General features: G+C 37.7%; 27 protein-coding genes and 1 riboswitch. Of the genes, 16 read left to right on the top strand and 11 right to left on the bottom strand.

The genetic code is table 11. The features are described 5' to 3' along the window. Positions 1–9: 9 nt before the first annotated feature. The gene (locus F935_RS04765) at positions 10–1,401 is read right to left on the bottom strand and encodes an aminotransferase-like domain-containing protein (RefSeq protein ID WP_016137863.1); all 1,392 of its coding nucleotides are present in this window, start codon (positions 1,399–1,401) and stop codon (positions 10–12) included. Positions 1,402–1,524: 123 nt separating this feature from the next. Here F935_RS04765 and F935_RS04770 point away from each other — a divergent pair, with 123 nt between their 5' ends. Beyond that, positions 1,525–2,388 carry a DMT family transporter gene (locus F935_RS04770; RefSeq protein ID WP_016137864.1) on the top strand — a complete coding sequence of 288 codons (864 nt, stop codon included), beginning with the start codon at positions 1,525–1,527 and terminating at the stop codon, positions 2,386–2,388. A gap of 2 nt (positions 2,389–2,390) precedes the next feature. Here F935_RS04770 and F935_RS04775 read toward each other — a convergent pair whose 3' ends face one another. Genes F935_RS04775 through tusD form a run of 4 tightly spaced genes read right to left on the bottom strand, consistent with a single transcriptional unit; the run spans position 2,391 to position 3,786 of the window. Continuing rightward, positions 2,391–2,702 (bottom strand): TusE/DsrC/DsvC family sulfur relay protein, encoded by a 312-nt coding sequence (locus F935_RS04775; RefSeq protein WP_016137865.1) that lies wholly within the window; start codon positions 2,700–2,702, stop codon positions 2,391–2,393. Between the two features lie 18 nt (positions 2,703–2,720). Next, positions 2,721–3,005 (bottom strand): hypothetical protein, encoded by a 285-nt coding sequence (locus F935_RS04780; RefSeq protein WP_016137866.1) that lies wholly within the window; start codon positions 3,003–3,005, stop codon positions 2,721–2,723. Positions 3,006–3,022: 17 nt separating this feature from the next. Next, positions 3,023–3,373, bottom strand: coding sequence for a hypothetical protein (locus F935_RS04785; RefSeq protein WP_016137867.1), 351 nt, complete (start codon positions 3,371–3,373; stop codon positions 3,023–3,025). Between the two features lie 44 nt (positions 3,374–3,417). Then, the gene (gene tusD, locus F935_RS04790) at positions 3,418–3,786 is read right to left on the bottom strand and encodes a sulfurtransferase complex subunit TusD (protein ID WP_016137868.1); all 369 of its coding nucleotides are present in this window, start codon (positions 3,784–3,786) and stop codon (positions 3,418–3,420) included. A gap of 65 nt (positions 3,787–3,851) precedes the next feature. Between tusD and F935_RS04795 the strand changes: the two genes are divergently transcribed. From F935_RS04795 to F935_RS04825, 7 genes are all read left to right on the top strand, one after another. Beyond that, on the top strand, positions 3,852–4,859 hold the full coding sequence (locus F935_RS04795; protein WP_016137869.1) for an NAD-dependent epimerase/dehydratase family protein: 1,008 nt from the start codon (positions 3,852–3,854) through the stop codon (positions 4,857–4,859). Between the two features lie 116 nt (positions 4,860–4,975). After that, positions 4,976–6,370: a class II fumarate hydratase gene (fumC, locus tag F935_RS04800; protein ID WP_004643127.1), complete on the top strand. Its 1,395-nt coding sequence runs from the start codon at positions 4,976–4,978 to the stop codon at positions 6,368–6,370. A gap of 202 nt (positions 6,371–6,572) precedes the next feature. Then, positions 6,573–6,890: a hypothetical protein gene (locus F935_RS04805; protein WP_016137870.1), complete on the top strand. Its 318-nt coding sequence runs from the start codon at positions 6,573–6,575 to the stop codon at positions 6,888–6,890. Positions 6,891–7,306: 416 nt separating this feature from the next. Continuing rightward, positions 7,307–7,537 carry a hypothetical protein gene (locus tag F935_RS18870; protein WP_005306296.1) on the top strand — a complete coding sequence of 77 codons (231 nt, stop codon included), beginning with the start codon at positions 7,307–7,309 and terminating at the stop codon, positions 7,535–7,537. 302 nt (positions 7,538–7,839) lie between these two features. Further along, complete coding sequence (locus tag F935_RS04815) at positions 7,840–8,385, top strand: cysteine hydrolase family protein (RefSeq protein ID WP_016137871.1); 546 nt, start codon at positions 7,840–7,842, stop codon at positions 8,383–8,385. A gap of 329 nt (positions 8,386–8,714) precedes the next feature. Beyond that, positions 8,715–9,206, top strand: coding sequence for a hypothetical protein (locus F935_RS04820; RefSeq protein WP_016137872.1), 492 nt, complete (start codon positions 8,715–8,717; stop codon positions 9,204–9,206). 150 nt (positions 9,207–9,356) lie between these two features. After that, positions 9,357–9,444, top strand: a riboswitch (glycine riboswitch). 175 nt (positions 9,445–9,619) lie between these two features. Then, on the top strand, positions 9,620–10,864 hold the full coding sequence (locus F935_RS04825) for a D-amino acid dehydrogenase (protein ID WP_016137873.1): 1,245 nt from the start codon (positions 9,620–9,622) through the stop codon (positions 10,862–10,864). 44 nt (positions 10,865–10,908) lie between these two features. Here F935_RS04825 and F935_RS04830 read toward each other — a convergent pair whose 3' ends face one another. Next, a complete protein-coding gene (locus tag F935_RS04830; RefSeq protein WP_016137874.1) occupies positions 10,909–11,553 on the bottom strand; it encodes an A1S_1983 family putative colistin resistance protein in 645 nt (214 codons plus the stop codon). Positions 11,554–11,652: 99 nt separating this feature from the next. Between F935_RS04830 and ispF the strand changes: the two genes are divergently transcribed. Further along, the gene (ispF, locus tag F935_RS04835) at positions 11,653–12,144 is read left to right on the top strand and encodes a 2-C-methyl-D-erythritol 2,4-cyclodiphosphate synthase (RefSeq protein WP_016137875.1); all 492 of its coding nucleotides are present in this window, start codon (positions 11,653–11,655) and stop codon (positions 12,142–12,144) included. Here the strand turns inward: ispF and F935_RS04840 are convergent. From F935_RS04840 to glnL, 5 genes are all read right to left on the bottom strand, one after another. Beyond that, the gene (locus F935_RS04840; RefSeq protein ID WP_016137876.1) at positions 12,132–12,656 is read right to left on the bottom strand and encodes a protein tyrosine phosphatase family protein; all 525 of its coding nucleotides are present in this window, start codon (positions 12,654–12,656) and stop codon (positions 12,132–12,134) included. The two genes, ispF and F935_RS04840, sit on opposite strands and share 13 nt — an antisense overlap. A gap of 200 nt (positions 12,657–12,856) precedes the next feature. Beyond that, on the bottom strand, positions 12,857–13,771 hold the full coding sequence (gene argF, locus F935_RS04845; RefSeq protein WP_016137877.1) for an ornithine carbamoyltransferase: 915 nt from the start codon (positions 13,769–13,771) through the stop codon (positions 12,857–12,859). A 112-nt stretch (positions 13,772–13,883) separates the two neighbouring features. Continuing rightward, the gene (locus F935_RS04850; protein ID WP_016137878.1) at positions 13,884–14,537 is read right to left on the bottom strand and encodes a TetR/AcrR family transcriptional regulator; all 654 of its coding nucleotides are present in this window, start codon (positions 14,535–14,537) and stop codon (positions 13,884–13,886) included. Between the two features lie 253 nt (positions 14,538–14,790). Continuing rightward, a complete protein-coding gene (gene glnG, locus F935_RS04855; protein ID WP_016137879.1) occupies positions 14,791–16,284 on the bottom strand; it encodes a nitrogen regulation protein NR(I) in 1,494 nt (497 codons plus the stop codon). Then, entirely contained in the window at positions 16,271–17,380 is a 1,110-nt protein-coding gene (gene glnL / locus F935_RS04860) for a nitrogen regulation protein NR(II) (RefSeq protein WP_016137880.1), read from the bottom strand. Before glnL ends, glnG begins: the two co-directional genes overlap by 14 nt. Positions 17,381–17,722: 342 nt before the next feature. Here glnL and rimO point away from each other — a divergent pair, with 342 nt between their 5' ends. The 7 genes from rimO (at position 17,723) to rseP (ending at position 24,620) form a co-directional block, all read left to right on the top strand. Beyond that, positions 17,723–19,066 (top strand): 30S ribosomal protein S12 methylthiotransferase RimO, encoded by a 1,344-nt coding sequence (gene rimO / locus F935_RS04865; protein WP_016137881.1) that lies wholly within the window; start codon positions 17,723–17,725, stop codon positions 19,064–19,066. Positions 19,067–19,116: 50 nt separating this feature from the next. Next, positions 19,117–19,845, top strand: a complete 729-nt coding sequence (gene pyrH, locus F935_RS04870) for a UMP kinase (protein WP_003652185.1) — start codon at positions 19,117–19,119, stop codon at positions 19,843–19,845. Positions 19,846–19,930: 85 nt separating this feature from the next. After that, positions 19,931–20,485, top strand: a complete 555-nt coding sequence (gene frr / locus F935_RS04875; protein WP_016137882.1) for a ribosome recycling factor — start codon at positions 19,931–19,933, stop codon at positions 20,483–20,485. A gap of 4 nt (positions 20,486–20,489) precedes the next feature. Then, a complete protein-coding gene (gene uppS, locus F935_RS04880) occupies positions 20,490–21,242 on the top strand; it encodes a polyprenyl diphosphate synthase (protein ID WP_016137883.1) in 753 nt (250 codons plus the stop codon). Beyond that, the gene (locus F935_RS04885; RefSeq protein WP_016137884.1) at positions 21,242–22,066 is read left to right on the top strand and encodes a phosphatidate cytidylyltransferase; all 825 of its coding nucleotides are present in this window, start codon (positions 21,242–21,244) and stop codon (positions 22,064–22,066) included. Before uppS ends, F935_RS04885 begins: the two co-directional genes overlap by 1 nt. Then, positions 22,067–23,263: a 1-deoxy-D-xylulose-5-phosphate reductoisomerase gene (ispC, locus tag F935_RS04890; RefSeq protein ID WP_016137885.1), complete on the top strand. Its 1,197-nt coding sequence runs from the start codon at positions 22,067–22,069 to the stop codon at positions 23,261–23,263. It begins immediately after the preceding gene. 1 nt (position 23,264) lies between these two features. Then, positions 23,265–24,620, top strand: coding sequence for an RIP metalloprotease RseP (rseP, locus tag F935_RS04895; RefSeq protein ID WP_016137886.1), 1,356 nt, complete (start codon positions 23,265–23,267; stop codon positions 24,618–24,620). Positions 24,621–24,655 lie beyond the last annotated feature (35 nt).

Raw genomic sequence — 24,655 nt, forward strand, 5'->3', positions numbered from 1 at the left:
TGCTATAAATTATGAAGACTCTTGTTGAATAGCATCAGCTAGAGTCTTATAAATGTGGTCATGATTTGACTGTGTTACATTAAAACGTATGAATTGACCAGCATTAGGAGCTTGGCTAAAAGCATTGCCTGGCGCAAGAATAACATTATGATTAATACAATATTTCGCAATTTTTGAAGCTTCAATACCCTCTGGCAAATGGCACCAAACAAAAATTCCCGCTTGAGGCTTAATCCATGGCTTTATACCCAGAGGTTCAAGTTTTGTAATCGTATCGTGCATCGCTTTTGCTAAACGAACTTTTAGTAATTCTATATGTTTACGGTAAGAGCCATCTGTTAAAGCGGTAAGCAAAACTTCAGCAGAAACACCATTGTGAGAAAAACTTGTGGCAATTTTTAGGTCGGTGAGCTGATCCATCCATTCAGGTTTGGCAATAATATAGCCACAACGAATAGAAGCAGATAATGTTTTAGAAAAGCTTCCAATAAAGATGACGCGTGAAAGATTATCTAAAGCCGCGAGCCTAGGAGCTGGTGTATATTCAAAATCTGAGAAAATATCGTCTTCAACTACTATTAAGTTAGATTGCTCAATCAATTTTAAGAGTTGGTGCGCCGTAGAAAGAGAAAGCGTTGCTCCAGTTGGATTGTGAATTCCTGAGTTGGTGATATAAAGACGTGGGTTATAATTATCAATTGCTTCTTTAAATGCTTCTAAGTCGGGACCTGTTGGTGTGTAGGGAATACCAATAACCTTGACTTGATGAACTTTAAGCAATGCATGAAAGTTAAAATAACAAGGATCATCAATCAGAACGACGTCATCGGGCTTTAGTAAAAACCGGAAAACTAAATCGATCGATTGAGTACCAGAATCTGTTAAAAGTACTTGATTCAGATTTGCATCTATTCCTTTTGATTGGGCACGCCTTGCTAACAAATCCCGCAAAGCTGGTAATCCTAACGGGGTTGAATAACCCATTAGACAAGCGTCTGAACTCCTTGCAGCCATCCTTAAAGCTTTACGAATACTGTCTAGTGGCATCCAGTCATCTGGTAGCCAACCGCAGCCAGGCTTAAAAACATCTGCTTTCGCTTCCAAAGATTGACGTGAAATCCATAATGGATCAATTGAACGATCTAATTTAGGGCCTAATTCACTTAAAGCTAAGGGTGCGAGCGGACCAACAATATAAAAACCAGATCCAGTTCTTGATTCGATTTTGCCTAAAGCAATTAATCTTTCATACGCTTCTACAACAGTTGATACTGAAAAGCTAAGATCATTTGCTAACTTGCGAACAGAGGGTAAGCGTGCTCCGGGCATTAAAGATCGATTTTTTATTTGTTGCTCAATCTCTGAAATGACAATTTCAATTTTTGTTTTGCTCTGGTTCACGGGCTTACAATCTCAACTGTACTGGTTGTGAGTACATAACAGTTCTTTTAAATTGTACTGCTCTGTATCTGGTTTTATCACCTTAGCACAGCTTAAATTCTTCGTATAGTGACGGAGAAAATTATGAATAGGTTTATGAATGGCTGGGTAAATGGTTTTATTGGCGTGGCTATTTTTGCAGGGTCACTACCCGCAACACGTGTAGCTGTAATGGGGTTTGAACCGGGCTTTCTAACCGCAGCACGTGCGGCAATTGCTGGTATTTTAGGACTTATTCTTATATCGGTTTTAAAACAAAAGAAACCAGCCAAACAAGATTGGTGGCCTCTTGCCATTGTTGCTATAGGGGTGGTGATTGGTTTTCCGTTATTTACCGCCCTCGCTTTGCAATATATGAATGCAGCTCATTCCATTGTCTTTGTTAGTCTTTTGCCGCTTGCAACTGCAATATTTGCTGTGTTGAGAGGTGGAGAAAAACCGAATCAATTTTTCTGGATATTTGCAGTCTTGGGGAGTGGGGTTGTTTTCGCTTATATGTTTTTTATTTCTGGTGATACATCACTTGGAATAGGGGACTTTTATATGTTGATGGCGATTATTTTCTGTGGCTTTGGCTATGCAGAAGGGGGTGTACTTTCAAGAAAAATAGGCGGGTGGCAGGTCATTTGTTGGGCACTCATTTTGTCATTACCCTTCATGCTGTTTCTTACTATTTTTTATATGCCTACTTCATTCCAGAATATATCGGCATCAGCTGTAGTTGGCCTCATTTATGTGTCTTTGTTTAGCATGCTTATTGGTTTCTTTTTTTGGTATAAAGGACTTGCCCAAGGTGGTATTGCTGCGATTAGTCAACTACAACTCTTACAGCCTTTAATGGGGCTAGCCATTGCGGCAGCCTTATTGCATGAACATGTGAGCTGGTCAATGTTAGTGGTTACAGCAGCAACCCTTTTATGCGTCGCTGCTGCTAAAAAGTTTGCTTAGCTTTATAAACAATTTGCTGGTTTAGGAACACCTGCCAAACGACTTAAATGGCGGGCAACTAAACCAGTATTAAATTGTTGCTGTAAAACGGCATTATTAATATCTGGACTTACTGTTTTCATTAAAAATTTGATGAGTGGACGGGTTGCAGGAGAGTGCCCAAACTGTTGATAAAACTGACGCACAGCAGCTAAAACTTCGAAATGCCACTCGGTCAATTCAATATCAAGTGACTTGGCAAGCTCTTGTGCAACTTCAGGATTCCAGATCGTATAATCAACCAAATGACCATCTTGGTCTAATTCTAAATTCATGAAACCAGCCTAAATATATTATTTAAAAGAAATACAGCGATTAAATGTTAAAACAAGATCTGCAAATTGATCATAGTCCAATACATTTATCTGAGCTAAAGTATCCGTATCGATTAAGTCTTTTTCGATACTCAAGCATGAAACAGATGCAAACTGTTGAATCAATTTAGAAGAAAGTCGTGCAACAGAATCACCCATAAAAATAATCTGGTCACCTGCCTGATAAAGATTACCTAATTCATCAATAACATTCGGCGTATTGTGATAAGTAGATTGCACGAGATAAAGTGTTGATGGATTCATTAAATTTACACCTTCATCTACCAATATAAGACATGGTCAAAAGACTGAATGAACTCATTATTTAACTGAATAAATTCGAGCTCTTGTTCTGTTTGTTGAACAAAAGGATTTTGCTGATTTTTGCTTTCGATAAGAATCGGACTTAAATCATAAAATTCAAAGCTTTCGACCATATTTGATGCGACTTTGAAAGCATGATGAAGTTGGCTAAAGCTTAAGTCATTTTGTAAAAGGCTAAGCGCAGCATCTTTCAATAATACTTTGACTGGCGAGCCAAAGGTTGCTAAAACCATAGTAGCGGAAAGGCTTTCATTGATTTGAAGACTGGTTAAGTTGGCTTGGCTTAAAATAACGAGTACAGATTTCACACAATATACCTTTTAAAAGCAACAATCTAAGCAAACAAAGTAACTTAAAATTGAATAAGACGAGATGCTGACTGTACCGCATCAGCAAGTTCACCTAACCCGATGAGTTGAAAGTCTTTGGCAAGGTTGTAATGAGTAAGGTGATGGCGACTGGCATTTTCTGCATCGGTAATACCACGAGCGAGGGCAGCACTCACACATACAGGAAGTCGAATCGCAAGCTTTTGCCATTCATGCGTTAAATTACGCTGGTCGTCAGGAACCCATTGAAAATCATTAGCAACCTGCACGCCGTCTTGGTAAAAGAATACACGAAAGTCTTCATTTTTACTTTTGAGTGCCTGAGCAAGTCCTAAAGCATGCCAAGCATGAATGGAAGTAGGAGCAGAGGTAATTAGTAGTAATGTACTCATTGAGAATTCACTATGGTCATACGTCTAAATGGGCGTAGATGCATTAAGATAAAGGTAAGTATACAATGATTTTAGTGACAGGTGGTTTAGGCTTTATCGGTTCACACATTGCTTTGAGTCTAATGGCTCAGGGGCAAGAAGTGGTAATTGTCGATAATTTGGCTAATTCGACCTTGCAAACGCTGGAACGGCTAGAGTTTATTTCTGGTATGTATGTTCCATTTGTTAAACTTGATGTACGTAATACGCCAGCATTGAATAAGGTCTTCGAGCAATATTCAATTGATGCAGTTATTCATACTGCTGGGTTTAAATCAATTGAAGAATCTAATCTTAAACCTCTTGAATATTATAATGATAATGTCAGTTGCATCATGAGTTTACTACGTGCCATGCAACGCACAGGTGTTCGTCACTTTATTCATCTGTCTAGCCTTGCAGCTTATGGAAAATCTGGACTGCAATTAAGTGAAACAGAAGAATTTAATTATACTTATCCTAATCCCTATATTAAGTCTCAACAGATGATTGAAGAAATTATCCGTGATACTTATAAAATTGATCATGAGTGGAAAATTGCGATCTTGCGCTTATCTAATATTATAGGTGCATTTGAACATGGGGTACTCGGAGAGTATGTCGCACAGCTTCCTAAAAATATTGTACCGCTTGCCATGCAAGTTGCTGCAATGCAACGTGATTTGATTGAATTACAAGATCAAGCTGAAACATCAGATCATACGACTGAACGCAGTTTTCTACACGTTTTAGATGTGTGTGAAGCTGTGACTGCAAGCTTACATTGGCTACGTGATCAAACACATTGTTGTGAGGCATTTAATATTGCCCATGACCAAGTTCACTCTGTTCGTCAATTACTAGATGAAATTTCACAAGTAACCCAAGCTGAAATTCCGACTCAACCCGCAATTTACAAACATGTTGAGTTAGGTCAAGTTGGGGCAGACATAACTAAAGCAAAAACATTATTGAATTGGGTACCTAAACGACCGTTAAAACAAATGATTGAAGATGAATGGCGCTTTTATCAAAATACATTAAATGGAAGATAAGATAATGATTCTTATTTACAATAATGGAATGCTTGAGTACGATACTAAAAATTAACTAGCCAGAGCAAATACTTGCTTCAGCCCGTAAGTTCTTTAACCAGACAACTGAGGTTTCTATGCAAACACGAATTGAACATGACACTATGGGTGAGATTGAAGTTCCAAATGAAGCATTGTGGGGAGCACAGACTCAACGCAGCTTACAGAACTTTAAAATCGGGCAAGAACGATTACCCCGTGCCATGATTCGAGCAATGGGGCTGGTGAAAAAGGCTGCTGCAATAACCAATGCTGAACTTGAACAGTTACCACAAGATTTGAGTCAATATATTGTGGGTGCGGCTGAAGAAGTAATTGATGGTAAGTGGGATTCACAGTTTCCTTTAGTGGTCTGGCAGACGGGTTCTGGTACCCAAAGCAACATGAACTGCAATGAAGTTATTGCAAATATTGCTAACCAAAAATTAGGTCAAGTATTGGGTGCACAAAAACCTGTACATCCAAATGATCATGTCAACCGTGCTCAATCAACGAATGATTCATTTCCAACGGCAATTCATGTAGCAGCAAGTTTGCAAATCAATGAATTACTTATTCCTGCCGTAGAGCAGCTTAAAGCGACTTTGCAAAAAAAATCAGATGAGTTTCAGTCTATTGTTAAAATTGGTCGTACCCATTTACAAGATGCAACTCCATTAACACTAGGTCAAGAATTTAGTGGCTATGTCTCTCAGCTTGAGCATGGATTAGTTCGTTTGCAACAGGCATTGACAGGTTTATATGAATTACCATTAGGTGGTACAGCGGTAGGAACAGGGCTAAATGCACATCCTGACTATGCAGTGAAAGCAGCCGATCAGCTTGCTTTGCTTACAGGCTTACCATTTGTGACTGCTCCAAACAAATTTGAAGCATTGGCAGGACGTGATGCAGCTGTTTTTGCTTCTGGTGCATTAAAAACGCTTGCAGTTAGTTTAAATAAAATTGCGAATGATATTCGTTGGTTGGCGAGTGGTCCACGCTGTGGTTTCGGTGAAATCCGTATTCCAGAAAATGAACCTGGTTCAAGCATTATGCCGGGTAAAGTAAACCCAACACAAAGTGAAGCAATGACCATGGTTGTTGCACAAGTGCTTGGAAATGATACGACCATTAATGTGGCTGGTGCTTCCGGTAACTTTGAATTAAACGTATTTATGCCTGTGATTGCTTATAACTTATTGCAGTCTATTCAATTGCTTGGTGATGCATGTAATAGTTTTAATGACCACTGTGCGGTAGGAATTGAACCTAATCAGGATAAAATTGATCACTTCTTACATAATTCGCTCATGTTGGTCACTGCTTTAAACCCAGTGATTGGCTATGAAAATTCTGCAAAAGTTGCCAAGACTGCCTATAAGGAAAATAAAACTTTGAAGCAGGTTGCTGTTGAGCTTGGTTTAGTTACAGCAGAGCAATTTGATGAAGTGGTTAAACCTGAAAAAATGGTTTCACCAAATAGTAAATAATCTCTTCTAATGGCTTTTTTATTCTTAAATACTTCTGTAATATCCGCGAGTTGCTAAGTACAACAAAAGTCCTGAATGATCAGCGCAAAAAATCATAAGGGGAAGGCCTACTTGAAAAAGTAGGCTTTTTTTATACCTTGAAATATGGATGTCATATCTAGGCTTTATTTTTGCTACGTTATTTTATTTTAAGTTCAAATAAATGGGAAAAACTAAATCAATAGTTGTTTTAGCAGTAATAACTTGTACCTTGTCGGGTTGTCTACAAATGTTTCCACCTACTGTAGCTGAGCTGAATCCTGGGGTTTATCAACTTCATGCTCAAAGTAATGCATTTGGTTCAAGAAAAGCTTTGAGGGCAAAGTTAATCGGTAAAGCAGAAGAAATATGTAAAGATAAGGGTTTTGATGAGTTGGATAGCAATAACAAAATCGTAAATCATCATACTGTCTATAATTCAGGAATGCTTATTCCAGTAAATACCAAAGCAGCCGTTTTGAAAATTAAGTGTAAAGATTAATTTAAATAGAAGTTAAGCCATTAGAAAGTTAATTCTGTCAAACGTATGACGGTATAAGAAAACCAAGCAGGTATCGACTAATGGCGGGGTTTTTTATTATTAAGTATTTCTGTAATATCTGTATATAAATTTAGCGCTAAATGATTGGTGTTAGAAATCAAAAGAAGGGATGGATCTTTTCAAGCTAGCATAAATTTATATGTTTTTTGGTTTTAAATATTTGAATTATTTTATTTTTAATTCGATTTATATTGATGGAGTTTAGGTGTTATCAAATTGGAAAATGACTGTATGCATCTTTCCAATTCTAGTTTTAAACAACTTTTTCGTTAGGCTTATTTCTGGGTGAAAAGAGGAAGCAGCCTTTTTTATTAATTAAGAAAAAACATAATTTTTTAGATGGAATTTAAATATTGATGTACACAATTAGATATGTTCATCGGAACAACACTTACTATATCGCTTCGAATATCGAAGGAAATTTTATTATTCTTGAATCAATGGATTCAGAATTTCGTATGGGTCATCAAATTTCTTATGACGGAGAGAAGGTATTTAACCTTACTTTGAATGATGAAACTGATGCAGTCATTAAATTAGAGAGTAATGAAAAAACAGCATACGAATACTTACTTTCAGTTAAATAAATCAGTTTTTATGATGAATTATTTCTTTAAGAACTAGGTGCGCTTAAAAGATATTTCATACAATAAAAAGTTAAAAAGTTTTAATTTTATTGAAAAAGCTATGGTATGGTTATTTAAGCTTTAATTTTGGGCAGTTAAAACAAATGAACTGTTTATTGAATAAAATCACGACCACCACCACGACCTCTAAAGAAGGCTGCGTGTGATTTTTTATTAAAGTGACTTAATAAGATAACCAAACCCAGCCAATAATGGCTGGGTTAATTTTTCTCTGCTCATTATTGGTTTTACAGAGAAAGATTATGGAAAACCTCAGTAGTAACTCAAAATCGGCTTTACTCGTCATTGATATGCAAAATGGCCTATTTGGTGGCCAGTCTAAGCCGCATAATGCTCAACTTGTACTTTCAAATATTCTTAGCCTTATTGAATATTGCCGCTTGAATGAGACACCGATTATCTTTATTCGGCATGTCGGTGAGAAAGACACGCTATTAGATCCAAATGGACCGAACACTCAGTTGATTAAAGAGTTATCCGTTAATGCAAATACAGATACAGTCATTGAAAAAATGTATCCGAGTAGCTTTAAAAATACTGCTTTAAAAGAAGTATTAGAGAAACTTGATGTTGATGAAATCATCATTACTGGGATGAAGACTGAGTATTGTATTGATACTACTATTAGAGTTGCTTCAGAGTACGGATATAAATTGATGTTAATCTCAGATGCCCATACAACAACTGATTCAGTAGCATTAAATGCTCAGCAAATAATTGACCATCATAACCAAGTTTTAAGTAATGCTTTTGCTAAGTTAAAAACGGCAGAAGAGTTCATTTCTTAAATTTAATTTAGAAGAAAAGCGAACAACCTCATTCAAAAATCTGATTAGTTGTATCTATTAAGGTATAAGAAGCCCTACTAAAGACTAGTTGTTGGTCGGCTTTTAGCATTAACAAAAATTGAACCTGTATCAACAAGAGCTCTTTTCGGAGGGCTTTTTATCAAGACGGAGTAAGTTTCACTAATTAATGGCGAATTAGCGTTGAATAAGCTGTCATAATTGTTAAAATGCCCACCTTGTCCTGTTTTTATATTGTTTTTGTTTTGCATTTATTTTGCAAGATTGAAGATAAAGTAGTTGAAAACAGAAGCTTAGCTAAGGATTTTTGAATGCTCTCTATTTATTTAACAGATACCCAACAACATGTGCAATTTAATGATTATCCCGGTGATCAGCCTGTTAAGTTTCTGTTAAATCTTAAAAAGATTTTCCCAAGTACAGGTGACCTGTTATTGCCAGTTTTACCTGATGATAATGATTTAGAAAATGTAACATGGGAATCAACTTCAGAAGATTTTGATGTCTTTAAAAAGCTATTGGCTGGATGGGGTGTTATTGAACTCCGTTTAAATGCAATTACGGCTTATAAAGATAAAAACTTTGCGAATGAGTTGGTGAAACAAGCTCAAGCGAAACGTAAGAAAACAGCACAAAAAAATCATGAACTTTCTTTGGTTGCACTTGATTATATTTTTATGCATGAAGTTCACGCATTGATTGATGCGGAATTGGTCACTATTGGTGAGAAATTTTATTTACCAACCTTGCGTGAGCAATGGAAGGGCACAGTTTCAGACCCAGTGCTGAATGGAAAATTCTAATTAAACACAAAAGGTGAATTTATAAAAATTCACCTTTTTTATTTCTATAATTAAATTAATAACTTATAAATTGATAATTGCTGGTACAAAAGTTTACAAGAAAAGAATGCGTTTTTTTTAAAGTGGCAGATACATTGCTTATATAAATACAAAATTATTGCGGGAGAGAGGTTCGAAAGAACCCGCCGAAGGAGCAACAAGCCCGGAAACTCTCAGGCAGAAGGACTGTAATAATTAAAAAATCTGGAGAGAAGCTTAGATTTATAAGAATTGAAAATAATAACTTATAAATTATAAACTCACCGAAGGGGAAGATCTAAACGTTAAAAGGTAACGTTGGGGTCGAAACTCTCAGGTACCAATGACAGATGGGCTGTACTGATGAAATGTTTTGCATTTCTGAGGAGTCTGTTATGCCACATGTTATTGTGATAGGTGCGGGAATCACAGGGGTTACCTCTGCCTATGAATTATCACAACTGGGTTATCAAGTCACAGTGATTGATCGACATCTATATCCTGCAATGGAAACATCATTTGCCAATGGAGGGCAATTATCGGCTTGTAATGCCGAAGTATGGAACCAAAAAGCCACTGTAGTTAAAGGCTTTAAATGGATGAGACAAAAAGATGCACCGCTATTGCTGAACCCTTCATTTAGTTTGCATAAGTATAGCTGGCTCGTTGAGTTTTTATCCCATATTAAACACTATGAAGCGAATACGATTGAGACAGTCCGATTGGCATTACTGGCTCGTAAGCGCTTGTTTGAAGTTGCAGAAAAAGAGCAGCTTCAGTTTGATTTGGAAAAACGTGGCATTCTTCATATGTATCATAGTAAGGCTGACTACGAGATCGCTAAACAAGTTAATGATGTCTTGAATAAAGGCAAATTGGAGCGCTATTCGGTTTCACCTGATGAGATGAAAACCATAGAGCCATCATTAACAGGTGAATATTTTGGTGGTTATTACACACCAAGTGATGCAACGGGGGATATTCATAAATATTCAACCTCTTTGGCTGAAAAGACTAAACAATACGGTGTTGAGTATAAATTCGGTCTGGAAGTTACAGATATTAAGTGTCATCCAGACAAAGTGATCGTAAGTTGTCAGCCAAGCTCAGAGCATCCTTATCTTGTTGAATCCGATAGCATTCAGATCGAAGGTGATGTGCTTGTAGTTTGCGGTGGTGTAGGAAGTTATCAGCTCGCCGATATGATTGGGGAGCGAGTAAATGTCTACCCAGTAAAAGGGTATTCAATTACTGTGCAACTAAAAGATGAGCAAAGCGTAAAGAATGCACCGTGGGTCAGCTTGCTAGATGAGAGTGCTAAAATTGTGACTTCTCGTTTAGGTAAGGATCGGTTGCGCGTGGCGGGAACTGCTGAATTTAATGGTTACAACCGCGATATACGGGCTGATCGTATTCAACCACTGGTGAATTGGGTAAACCGTAACTTTGATATTTCAACGGAGCACGTGGTGCCTTGGGCCGGTTTAAGACCTATGATGCCTAATATGCTGCCTGTGGTGAAGCAGTCTAAACAACCTCGTATTTTCTACAATACAGGACATGGGCACTTAGGGTGGACTTTATCAGCGGCTACTGCTGTTTTAGTCGGTCAGGATATTGCTCAAAAATATCCTGCCTAGAAAGTAAAAAGCCAGTGTTCAAACACTGGCTTTTATTTTACGTACTAATCATATAATCGGTAGATTCCGCTAAAACGCTCACAGCCCTTTTGTTGGGTCTTCACATTAAGTAAAGCTTTTTGAAAATTAAACTGATATTTACAGTTGTGTTCATTATCTAAAATTTCACTTTTTTGTTCAGGAGAACTATAGGCCATTAAAGAAATCGTTTGAGTTTCTTTGCGGTTATTTGGATTGCGGTATGCTATTCCTTCAATCTTAATTTTATCCTTTGCGAGCTGATGGACCTGAATGTGAACAGGCTGTGCTGCTAGATGTCCATTTTCAAACTTAAGATAATGTTGGGTAAGCGTTTGCTTAAGTGATGCATAAAAATTTAGGTCGTCATTACGTAAATCAAACTGTTGTTGAATACATGTATTACTCTTGCATTGCTGAGTATGTTTAGACCATAACTTTTGTGTATCCTGTAAAAGCTGTAAGGGGGCATCAGTAACTAAATATGCAGAAAGATATTTATTATTGAGTTCCTTTCTCGATTCACTAAATGTTTTTGAGCAGATTTTAAGCTCAGCTCCAGAATTAGAGCAGTCTGTTGATTCTGCAAAGACAAGAGATGAACATAAACAACTCAATGTCACGGCAAAACTTAATCTTTTCAATTGATTCATATCAGTATTAGACAGCATGATCGCTTATACTTTCAGTCTACGTTGCTAGGTGTACTATAGCGAAACAGAAAGGCTGAATACAAGATTTCTTAAGTTTTTATGGAAGGTAATAGTTATATGGTTGCTCAAATTCGCATTGGACAAGGAATGGATGTGCATGCTTTTGAAGCGGGGGACTTCGTTACATTGGCTGGTATTCAAATTCCCCATACACATGGCTTGAAAGCACACTCTGATGGTGATGTGGTGCTCCATGCCCTATGTGATGCTTTGTTGGGTACTTTGGCACTCGGAGATATTGGACAACATTTTCCTGACACAGACCCAGAATTTAAGGGTGCGGACAGCCGAGTATTGTTAAAGCATGTTTACCAATTAATTTTAGACCGTGGTTATCAGTTAAATAATGCTGATATTACAGTGGCTTGTGAGCGTCCCAAATTAGCTAAGCATAATTTAGAAATGCGACAAAGCATTGCTGATGTTTTAAATGTAGATATTAATCAAATCAGTATTAAAGCAACGACAACCGAAAAACTTGGGTTTACCGGTCGTCAAGAAGGTATTTTAGCTACAGCAACTGTTCTAGTCTCTCATCACACCAAGTGATCGGCTTGTTGCAAAGACTGTTGAAGCTCAAGAGTTGCCTTACGGCCTTGTAGCTGTAAGGTAATACTATGAATAAGCCCTGTCCAAGTTTCATTGGGTTCCCAAATCTCGTGGAGTAAATCTTGAGAAGTGGGCATGTCCATATTCATATAAAACTGTCTATAGACATACATCAGGCAACTAGTACTATCGTTTTTAGTGCAGTGAATCCAGACGATTTCATTCTGAACCAAATGATCAATGAGATCGAGTACCAATAAACATTGCTCGGCAGATGGAGTCTCCCAGTCAATTGGAATATGGATATAATTTAAACCGAGGTCTAAACAAATACGATCTTCATTTTCAATATGGTTTGGTGCATTACTTACAGCGAGGTTAATGACTATACTGCAACCATATTCTTTAATCAGTTTTAGTTGTTCGATTGACGGTTGAGCCGAACTAAATAAGTGCTCATGAATAACGGAAAAAGTAGGGATTTGAGCTAATGATTGTTCAAGAGTGGTCATGATCGTACTCGGCAAGAGTAAGTTTGGCTTATTGTGTTGAATGTTATACACGATTATATCTGAGAGATAAAATACAGCTAGCTTATATATTCATCAGCCTAAACAAGAATACAAAAAAAATTATAGTAAACAAAAGAAGTCATTTAAAAAAATAAAAAAACAGCACGATAAAAGTGCTGTTTTTTAGAAAGAAATTAAGCTTATTTTAGATGTTCATTTAATAAGAATTCCATCAAAGCTTTTTGTGCATGTAAACGGTTTTCCGCTTCATCCCAGACCACAGCATTTTTATGGTCCAGCATGGTTTCAGAAATTTCTTCGCCGCGATGAGCAGGTAAACAGTGCATGAATAAACATTCAGGATGAGCAAGTCCCATTAATTTTTCATTGACTTGAAAAGGAGTAAAGGCTTTTTCACGAAGCTTCTGTTCTTCTTCTTGTCCCATGCTTGCCCATACATCTGTCACAATGAGATCCGCATTTACAGCAGCATCTTCGGCATTGTCAAAAACTTCAACACAATGACCAAACTCTGCTAAAAATTCAGGTTTAGGCTCATATCCTTTCGGCGATGCAATTTTGAGTTTAAAGCCCATCATGTGTGCAGCTTCAATATATGAGTTACACATGTTGTTGCCATCACCAATCCAAGCAACAGTTTTACCTTTAATGCTACCGCGGTGTTCAATATAAGTCTGTAAATCTGCAAGTAACTGGCAAGGATGATGGTCATCTGTCAAACCGTTAATCACAGGAACTTTTGAATAAGATGCAAAACGTTCAACAATGTCATGACCGAAAGTACGAATCATCACAATATCAAGCATACTTGAGATTACACGTGCTGAGTCTTCAATTGGTTCGCCACGGCCTAATTGTGTGTCGCGAGGCGATAAGAAAATCGCGCTACCACCAAATTGGTTAATGCCTGCTTCAAAAGAGATACGTGTACGCGTGCTTGATTTCTCAAAAATCATTCCCAATACTTTACCAACAAAAGGTTGATATACCTTATTGTCATGCTGCATTTTTTTAAGTTCGCTTGCGCGTTCTAAAATGCGATTAAGTTCTAGAGTGGATAGATCACGTAAAGTCAGGAAATGTCTTAGAGCCATGTAGCTACTCCATAATAATTGTTATGAAATACAACAATTATCTGTTGTTGGCTGGGTGGATGTGGAAAAAAAGAAGTCTACTATACTATAAGCATTTTAAAATGCAAAAGAATTAGACTTTATGATGGCCTCTTAAGAAAATATCAACACAATAGTTAATATAATCAATTACTTCTTTCTCATCAGTTGGTAAAGGCATCCCCATAATTACACGCCATTCTATATCACGTAAAATTCCAAAATACATTAACGAAGAATGATCGGGAGATGTGCAAAGAATTTCTTTAGCCTGATGGGAAATTAGCAGTGCCTGAGCAATTGTGTTTTGTATATTTTGAGCGCATTTTTCGTATAGATATTTGCTCAAAGTTGCATTGCATTGTGTTTGTTCAATAATCAAACGTAAAAAAGCGATATGTTCGGGTTGAATAATATGATTATAAAAGCGAATGAGTGTTTGAATTAAATAGTTGCGTAAAGATATTTGGGATGGTTGAAAGGGCATAGAAATATCTTTAAAGAACATTTCACGGCGATAGTCGCAAATTGCGGTAAATAAGCCATCTTTATTACCGAAATATTTATAGATAGACGCTTTTGAACCACCAGCATGATTAACAATGTCATCAAGAGAAACGGCATCATATCCTTTATCCAGAAACAGCTCGGTCGCACTTAGCAATAGAGCTAAGCGACGTTCTATACCTCTGCGTGTTTGGGGTTTTTCACATACTGAAGGATGTGACTCAAGGACTGAATCATGCATAAAATTTCATAACAACGGTTAACTTTGCTTGTTTAGTATAGCAAAACTATCTTTAAGGATGGTCATCACTATTTTTTTAGATCATCTGCTGAACAGTAATTGTCTAATTTAAAAAATAAATGAATAGAAAATATAAGCTTAGAGTGGATTTTAGAAAATTTAATGATGTAACCTGATGTTCATTTTTAAATTTAATAAAAAAATAAAGCGGCCAAGAATGTCTTAGCCGCTTTTAATTTAAGGAATAAGCTTTTTAGGCTTCGGTTTGAGTAACCTTATGTTCATCTTCTTCATCATCGTCAGCAGATTCCATTCCAAGTTCTTTTAACTTGCGAGTCAAAGTATTGCGACCCCAACCCAGTAATTCTGCTGCGTGACGTTTTCGGCCACGCGTTTGTTGTAAAGCTGCATTAATTAAGGTGCGTTCAAACATTGGCGTAGCGATATCTAAAATCTTCATTTCGCCATTCTTAAGTTTTTGAATTGCCCATTGATTTAGTAATTCATCCCAATGGTGTAAAGAAATACGTTCAAATGAAGGAGCAGGTTGCCCAGAGTCGCTATTCTTTTGTAAAGGAACTTGTTTAAGTTCAGAAGGTAAATCTTCTGGATAAACTTCACGTCCAGTAATCATGACGGTTAACCAGCGACACGTGTTCTCAAGTTGTCTAACGTTACCGGGCCATGGCAACTGTTGCATATAGTCAGTTGTTTCAGTACGTAAGATCTTTGGACTTACTCCAAGTTCTTTGCCAGCACGTGCAAGAAAATGCTGAGCTAGCATTGGTATATCTTCACTACGATGAGCAAGTTTAGGAATGTGAATCCGAATTACATTTAAGCGGTGATATAAGTCTTCACGGAAGCGACCTTCATTCACCAGTTTTTCTAAATCCTGATGCGTTGCTGCAACGATTCGAACATCAACTTTAACTGGAATATGCCCACCTACACGATAAAATTCACCGTCGGCAAGCACGCGAAGTAGTCGAGTCTGTGTTTCAAATGGCATATCGCCAATTTCATCAAGGAATAGTGTTCCACCATTTGCTTGTTCAAAGCGGCCCTGATGTTGGGTAGTTGCACCTGTAAATGCGCCTTTTTCATGACCAAATAACTCGGTTTCAATCAAGTCTTTTGGAATAGCTGCCATATTTAAAGCAATAAAAGGCTTAGCGCGGCGTGGAGAATGCTTGTGTAAGGCATGCGCGACTAATTCTTTACCTGTGCCAGATTCACCATTAATTAAAACGGTAATATGAGACTGAGATAAACGACCAATAGCACGGAAAACCTCCTGCATTGCTGGAGATTCACCAATAATTTCTGTTGATTGAAGAGGCGAAGCTGTTTTTGTGGCTTCTTGTTGTTGTAGCTTGTTGATATGCAGGATTGCACGATTGACCAAGGCTAAAGCTTCATCAATATCAAAAGGTTTTGGTAAATATTCAAATGCACCTGTTTGATAGCTTGAAACAGCAGATTCTAAGTCAGAATGTGCTGTCATAATAATGACAGGTAAATCGGGATGAGAGTTTTTGACTTTAGATAAAAAAGTTAAACCATCAATTCCAGGCATTCTAATGTCAGTTAAGATGACATCGGGAGCATCATGATGCAAACGTTCAAGCGCAGTTTGAGCTTCTTCAAAATTGGTAACGTCAAAACCTTCTTCTTTAAAGGTCTTTTCCAATACCCATCGCATGGCGCGATCATCATCAATAACCCATATTTTATTTCGCGACACGGTCTGACTCCCAAGGTAAATATAAGCTAAAAATAGTTTTTCCAGGAACAGATTGGCATTCAATCATTCCGTTATGTTGATGCATAATATTCTGTGCAATACTCAGGCCAAGCCCAGTACCTTTTGCTCGTCCAGTAACCAATGGGTAAAATACGGACTCTAAGATACTCTCAGGTATACCTGGTCCATTGTCCTCAATATCGACCCGCACGGTAGATCGATTCAGCACACCATTAATTGTGACCAGTCGTTGAATGCGGGTACGTAAAATTAGCTCTGGTTCCTGATCGATAAAGAATGTTTTGTTCTCTGTTATGGCTTGAATTGCATTTACACTAATGTTGAGCATGACCTGTATTAACTGATCGCGATCGGCATTAACATCGGGTAAAGACAAATCATAGTCACGTATAATTTTAATTTTCTTCTTTGTCTGGTTTGCAATAAGAGAGCGTACTCGTTCTAAGGGCTCGTGTACGTTCACATTTTCATAGCTTGGTAGTTGTCTGGAACCTAACATGGTGTCAGCCAAATTAGTTAAACGATCTACTTCATTAATGATGACATCGGTGAATTCAGCATAAGTCTTATCATTTAAACTACGGGCGAGTAATTGGGTTGCTCCCCGAATACCTGCAAGTGGGTTTTTAATTTCGTGTGCAACGCCACGCACGAGCTGCCTAGCGACTTGATGTTGTTGAACTAGATTTTCTTCTTTTGAAATTTTTAACATGCGGTCGATTGGATTGAGCTCGATCAACAATAATGGGTGGTAGCTTTTACCTGCATTTAATTGAGAAACTGTGTAATCCACATGAAGGTCTTTAAAGTTAACATTAATGACAGCTTCTCGACGCGTATAATGTTGTCCAGTTTTTATGGTGTTTAATAAAGCTTCATGCGTATTAAAAGTATCATCGGGGGCATGGAGTAGGTTTAAAACAGGCTGTCCTGAAGCACGAAGCAAACTAATATCAAATAGTGCTTCGCAGGCAGAATTTAAATAAAAAATATTCAAGTTACTATCGATTAATAAAATCGCAGTAGTTAAGTTGTCTACCAATAGGCGATAGTCGATAGGGTTGTGTTGATCCATTAGCGAATCGTTCCTGTCTTAAAATAGCGCAATGGCATCTTCATTGATTATCGGATTTTCACCGTTATAGAACATGAACGATGCAAAATATACGCCAACTTTGTTTATGGGTTATTTTAAAGTTTTAAGGTACTTAAAAACGCGCTGAAATCGTTCTTTATATCTTTTGATCAAAACGGATAGCTCAAGTTTAGATAATAACATGATCTAAATTGGTGCAAAGGTGAGTTTTGGTGCAAATGTTGGTTGTATTTTGGTGCATTACACAAAGAGTAGGCTTTCCACCTATGCTTGAGGCAAGAAAAGACATACAATACGCGCATTCAAGTGGAGCGCAGATTCATGAAGACCCCCAAAGTCGGTTTTGTTTCTTTAGGTTGTCCTAAGGCATTGGTAGATTCTGAACGAATTTTAACTCAGTTAAAGACTGAAGGTTATCAAGTTGCATCAGATTATGATGGTGCTGATTTAGTCGTTGTTAATACCTGTGGTTTTATTGAATCTGCGGTACAAGAGTCGCTAGATGCAATTGGCGAGGCCATGAGTGAAAATGGTCGAGTGATCGTTACTGGATGCTTAGGTAAAGATGAAGATAAAATTCGTCAAATGCATCCAAACGTTTTAAAGGTTACTGGTGCAGCAGCTTATCAAGATGTAATGGAAGCTGTGCATGAATATGTACCAGCACCACCTAAACATAATCCGTTTATTGATTTGGTTCCTGAACAAGGAATTCGCTTAACACCAAAGCATTATGCCTACTTAAAAATATCTGAAGGATGTAACCATCGTTGTACCTTCTGTATTATCCCAAGTATGCGTGGTGACTTGGTTTCTCGTCCAGTTGGTAGTGTATTAGAAGAAGCTGCTGCTCTTAAAAGAGCCGGTGTTAAAGAAATCTTGGTTATTTCTCAAGATACATCAGCTTATGGCGTAGACACCAAGTACAAACTAGACTTCTGGAATGGTCAGCCTGTTAAGACAAAATTCTTCGACATGTGTGAAGCACTAGGCCAATTGGGCATCTGGGTGCGTTTACACTATGTATACCCATATCCACATGTTGATGCGGTTATCGATTTGATGGCTCAAGGTAAAATCCTGCCATATCTTGATATTCCTTTCCAACATGCAAGCCCACGCGTTCTTAAATTAATGAAGCGTCCGGCACATAGTGAAAATACACTAGAAAAAATTAAGTTATGGCGTGAAAAATGCCCTGATCTTGTGATCCGTTCTACTTTTGTGGTCGGTTTTCCTGGCGAAACTGAAGAAGACTTCCAGATTTTATTGGATTGGTTAGTTGAAGCTCAACTTGATCGTGTAGGCTGCTTTACCTATTCACCAGTAGAAGGCGCTACGGCAAATGATTTACCCGATCATGTGCCAGAAGAAATTAAGCAAGAGCGTTACGAGCGCTTTATGCAAGTGCAGCAGCAAATATCTGCTGCCAAATTACAAAAACGTATTGGTCAAACGATGACTGTATTAGTCGATGGTTTAGAAGACGAATATCCTGTTGCCGTTGCACGTTCTTATGCCGATGCTCCGGAAATTGACGGTAATGTGTTTGTAGAAGATATCGATAAGAACACTATTAAACCAGGCGATATGTTGGAAGTCGAAATTACCGATGCAGATGAATACGATTTATTTGCAAAGTTAATTAAAATTAAATCGGTTTAATCGAAATATATTTAAAGAGCATTCAGTTTAAGAGGTTTTGGAGCAAAGTCATGGCGGAAACAATTAGCCCTCGTTATTCACGTATTCTATTAAAATTATCTGGTGAGGCATTATCAGGTAATAAAGATATGGGTATTGATGCCCAAGTTTTAGATCATATGTCACTTTCAATTGCACACTTGGTTGGTTTGGGTGTGCAAGTGGGTATCGTTGTGGGTGGCGGTAATTTGTACCGTGGTAGTCAGTTGCAAAAAGATGGTCTAGTTGGCCGTGTAACAGGCGATCAAATGGGTATGCTTGCAACTGTAATGAATGGCTTAGCTATGCGTGATGCTTTAGTTCGTCGTAACATCAGAACTCGTCTTATGTCTGCATTGCCAATTGGTACAGTGGTAGAGTCTTATTCAAGTCGTGATGCGATTCGTCATTTGAGTCAAGGTGAGGTTTGTGTTTTCGTTGCGGGTACAGGAAATCCATTCTTCACAACGGATACAGCAGCATGTTTACGCGGAATTGAAATCGAAGCGAATTTGATTTTAAAAGCGACCAAGGTAGACGGCGTTTATAATAAAGATCCAAGTAAATTTGAAGATGCTGTTAAATACGATCATTTAACTTTTGATCAGGTATTAGATGAAAAACTTGGTGTTATGGATTTGACTGCTATTTGCTTGTGTCGTGACCATAATGTGCCATTGCAAGTTTTTGATATGAATAAATCAGGTGCGTTATTGTCAGTAGTAATGGGTGAAAAAGAAGGAACGCGCGTTACTAAATAATGTACGTGTTACCAAAAGCTCTTTATACTAGCGCTAAATTAAATTTGTTAAATATATCTTTGAATAAATAAGTAAGGTAGATCATATGATTAACGATCTGAAAAAAGACAGCGAACAGCGTATGTTGAAAACTCTAGAGTCTTTGGAACTCGGGTTTGCTAAAGTTCGTACTGGCCGTGCACACCCATCAATCTTAAATGGTGTGATGGTTCCTTACTACGGTTCTGATGTGCCATTAAATCAAGTAGCAAACGTGGGTATCGAAGACTCTCGTACGCTTATTGTTCAGCCATTTGAGCGTACAATGGTTTCAGCTATTGATAAGGCAATCCGTGAAAGTGATCTTGGTTTAAACCCAATTACCGCAGATGCAATTCGTGTACCTTTACCAGCATTAACTGAAGAAACTCGTCGTGATATGCAAAAAGTTGCGCGTAATGAAGCAGAAAATGCAAAAGTTGCGATTCGTAATATTCGTCGTGATGTATTAGGTGATATCAAATCATTGCTCAAAGAAAAAGAAATTTCTGAAGATGATGAGCGCCGTGCAGGTGATGATATTCAGAAAATCACTGACAAATATGTTGCAGAAGTTGACAAGCGTCTTGCAGCGAAAGAAGCAGAATTGATGAAGGTCTAATTTTATGACCGATTCTGAAGAGTATCATCTTCCCAAGCATGTTGCCATCATTATGGATGGCAACAACCGCTTTGCAAAAAAAAATCAAATGCAAAAAGGTGATGGGCATCGGGAAGGTAAAAATGTTCTTGATCCTATCGTTGAACATTGTAAAAAAACTGGTATTCGTGCTCTAACTGTTTTTGCATTCTCAAGTGAAAATTGGAATCGACCGCAGTATGAAGTCGATCTGCTTATGAGACTTCTGGAAGAAAGTATTCATGAGCAAATACCTCGCATGAAGAAATTTAATATTGCTTTGCGTTTTATTGGTGATCGGTCCCGATTATCCTCACACTTAGTTGCCTTAATGGAAGATGCAGAGCAACAAACAGCACACCATGACACTATGACTCTCACTATTGCAATAAGCTATGGTGGAATGTGGGACATTGCTAATGCAGCAAAACAGGTTGCAAAGGCCGTTTCCCGTGGTGAATTTGGTGCTGATCAAATAAATGTTGATTTGTTCGAAAAATATGTCAGTCTAAACGATCTGCCAGCTGTGGACTTGTTAATCCGCACAGGCGGAGATTATCGCATATCTAATTTCTTGTTATGGCAAGCAGCTTATGCGGAACTGTATTTTACTGAAGCTTTATGGCCAGAATTTACAGTACAAGAGTTCGATCATGCATTGAATGTTTTTTCAGGGCGTGAACGTCGTTTTGGTAAAACATCTGAACAAATTCAGCAAGAGAAAATAGAGAATTTATAATGTTAGAGCGGATTGTTACCGCATTGGTACTTGTTGCAGTTGTTTTAGGCTGTATGTTTGCTACGCAATCACATTATCCAATGTTGGTTCTTATGATTGTTGCAGCAGGGGTTGCGGGGTATGAGTGGTATAAATTAATGCCTCGCGAAACTTCAAATGCTGTAAAACCCAAAGCTTGGTGCTACGGTCTGCTTGTTGCATTTGTTTCAGGTGTTGCCTTATTTTTCCACGATATAGCATTACTTTTGTGGTCTGCTTCAATTTTGACTTGGATTGTCAGTGTATATTGGGTTAAGTCATTTCCTGAATTTGATGGCTGGTATAATGCGACCTTGTATGTGATTGGCATAATTTTAGTCTGCGCTGCGGTAACTTCAATTTTTGTAGTATGGCAAAGTTCACCATGGTGGTTAATGTATCTGTTCTTGCTCGTATGGGGCGCAGATAGTGGTGCTTACTTTGTTGGTCGCAAATTTGGAAAAAGAAAGCTAGCTCCAACTGTAAGCCCTAATAAATCAGTAGAAGGTTTGTACGGTGGTATTATTACGACTGTAATAATAATGGTAGTTGTGCAATATCATTATCTAAATTTAACTTTAATTCAGCAAATTCTGTTTCTCATATTGTCATTAATTACAGTATTTGGTTCAGTTTTGGGTGACTTATTTGAATCAATGATTAAACGTCGTGCAGGTATTAAAGATTCTGGACGTGTTCTACCTGGTCATGGTGGTGTGTTAGATCGTATTGATTCTTTACTTGCTGCAGCCCCGATTTTTGCAACGGGAATGTATATATTAAAACTTATTGGTGTAGATTTATAGATGACACAATCTGTTTGCATATTAGGTGTAACCGGTTCCATTGGTCAAAGTACCTTAAAAATTTTAAAACAACATCCTGATAAGTATTCAGTGTTTGCAGTTTCAGCTCATAGCCGAATTTCTGAGTTAGTTGAAATTTGTAAACAGTTCCAACCAAAAGTTGTGGTTGTTCCTGAGCAAAAAGTTGCCGAATTAACAACTCTACTTGCATATAATAAATTACAAAATATTGAAATTTTGGTTGATCAGCAAGGTCTGGTAACTATTGCCTCGCATCCAGATGTTGATGTTGTTATGGCTGCAATTGTTGGCGCTGCAGGTTTGTTGCCCACTCTGGCTGCTGTGAAAGCTGGTAAACGCGTTTTATTAGCGAATAAAGAAGCTTTGGTTATGTCTGGTGAAATCATGATGCAAGCAGCACGTGATCATCAGGCATTGTTATTGCCGGTAGACTCTGAACACAATGCTATTTTTCAGTCATTACCTCATAATTATTTAGAAGCCGAAAGAAATGGGCAACCACAGCAGGGCGTATCTAGAATTTTATTAACAGCCTCTGGCGGACCTTTTTTAAACCATTCCTTAGAGCAATTAAAAGAAGTTACACCTCAGCAAGCCTGTAAACATCCCAATTGGTCTATGGGGCAAAAAATTTCAGTTGACTCGGCTACTTTGATGAACAAAGGATTAGAGTTAATTGAAGCATGCCATTTGTTTTCAATATCTGAACATTTTGTTACAGTTGTTGTCCACCCACAAAGTATCATTCATTCTATGGTGCAATATGTGGATGGTTCAACATTGGCACAAATGGGTAATCCAGATATGTGTACGCCAATTGCACACGCTTTAGCATGGCCTGAGCGTTTACAGACGAGTGTTCCTGCTTTAAATTTATTTGAATATTCTCAGCTTAATTTTCAAGCACCAGATATTCAAAAATTCCCGGCACTTGATTTGGCTCGTCAAGCAATGCGTGCGGGAGGTTTGGCACCTACTATTTTAAATGCTGCAAATGAAGTTGCTGTTGATGCATTTTTAAAGGAACAAATTGGATTTACAAATATCCCACAAGTGGTAGAGCATACTTTGCAAAAATTGGAAAATTCAGTTGCTGAAAATATTGAGTGCATTTTAGCTAAAGATGAAATAGCACGACATGTAGCGCAGCAATATATATCAAGTATAGGAGGCTGAAATGAGTGCATTATTTATGATTGCAGCAGCGGCTCTTTTACTTGGTCCTTTAATTGCAATCCATGAGTTCGGTCATTATTGGGTGGCACGAAGACTAGGTGTTAAAGTTTTAGTGTATTCCATTGGTTTTGGACCTACATTACTCAAGTGGACATCAAAAAAATCTGGCATCAAATATCAACTTTCAGCTTTACCATTAGGCGGCTATGTAAAAATGCTCGATGAGCGTGAAGGTAATGTTGCAGAACAGGATTTACCTTATGCATTTAACCGCCAAAAACCATGGAAACGTATAGCAATTGTTGCAGCTGGTCCTTTAATTAACCTGATTTTTGCTGTCTTGCTTTTCTGGATCTTATTCTTACCCGCACAAGAACAACTGAACACTAGAGTTGGTAAAGTCATACCGAACTCACCAGCAGCAACCGCACAAATGCAAGTCGGTGACAAGATTATTGCTGTTGATGGGGAAGAAACACAAACTTGGGAAAAGCTTAACTTTGCTTTGATTGACCGTGTAGGTGAGACTGGTAGTGTAAATGTTGATATAGATCGTGCAGGTACTGAAAAAAATATTGTTTTACCGATTAAAGATTTCTTAAAAAATCAAAATGAATCAGCTTTAGATGTGTTAGGTTTTTTACCATACCGTCCTGTTATTCCAGCTGTTGTTACTGAGTTGACTCAAGATGGAGCTGCAATTCGTCAAGGAATGAAAGTAGGTGATCGTATTGTTTCAATTAACGGTCAAGCCATGAAAGACTGGTTTGATGTTGTCGAGGTCGTACAACATTCTCCAGAAAAATTACTTAATATTGATGTGTTGCGTAATAGTCAATTAGTCCATTTGCAAGTCATGCCTCAAGGAAAAAAAGATAACATGGGGCAAGTGAGTGGTGTCTTGGGCGTGAAAAGTGATGCGGGAAAAATTACAATTCCTGACGAATATAAGCAAACAATTCAATATACTCCAATACAAGCTTTCGAGATGTCACTAGATAAAACTGGTCAAATCTCTAGCATGATATTGAGTTCAATAGTAAAAATGGTTAAAGGTTTAATTGGTTTAGAAAATCTTTCTGGCCCAATTACAATCGCAAAAGTAGCGGGACAAAGTGCAGAAATGGGATGGCAGACTTTTATCTCATTTATGGCTTTAATGAGTGTAAGTCTTGGAATTTTAAATTTATTACCAATTCCAATGCTAGATGGTGGACATCTGGTTTATTACATTATTGAAGCTATTCGTGGGAAGCCTGTTTCTGAACAAATACAAATGTTTGGTCTAAAAATTGGTATGGTACTGCTCGGTAGTATGATGCTTTTGGCTTTATTTAACGATTTTATGCGTTTGTAAACGTATATGGATTTATAACTTACTGGAAAAAACTG

This window comes from Acinetobacter calcoaceticus ANC 3811 (assembly GCF_000399665.1).
Taxonomy (GTDB): Bacteria; Pseudomonadota; Gammaproteobacteria; order Pseudomonadales; family Moraxellaceae; genus Acinetobacter; species Acinetobacter calcoaceticus_B.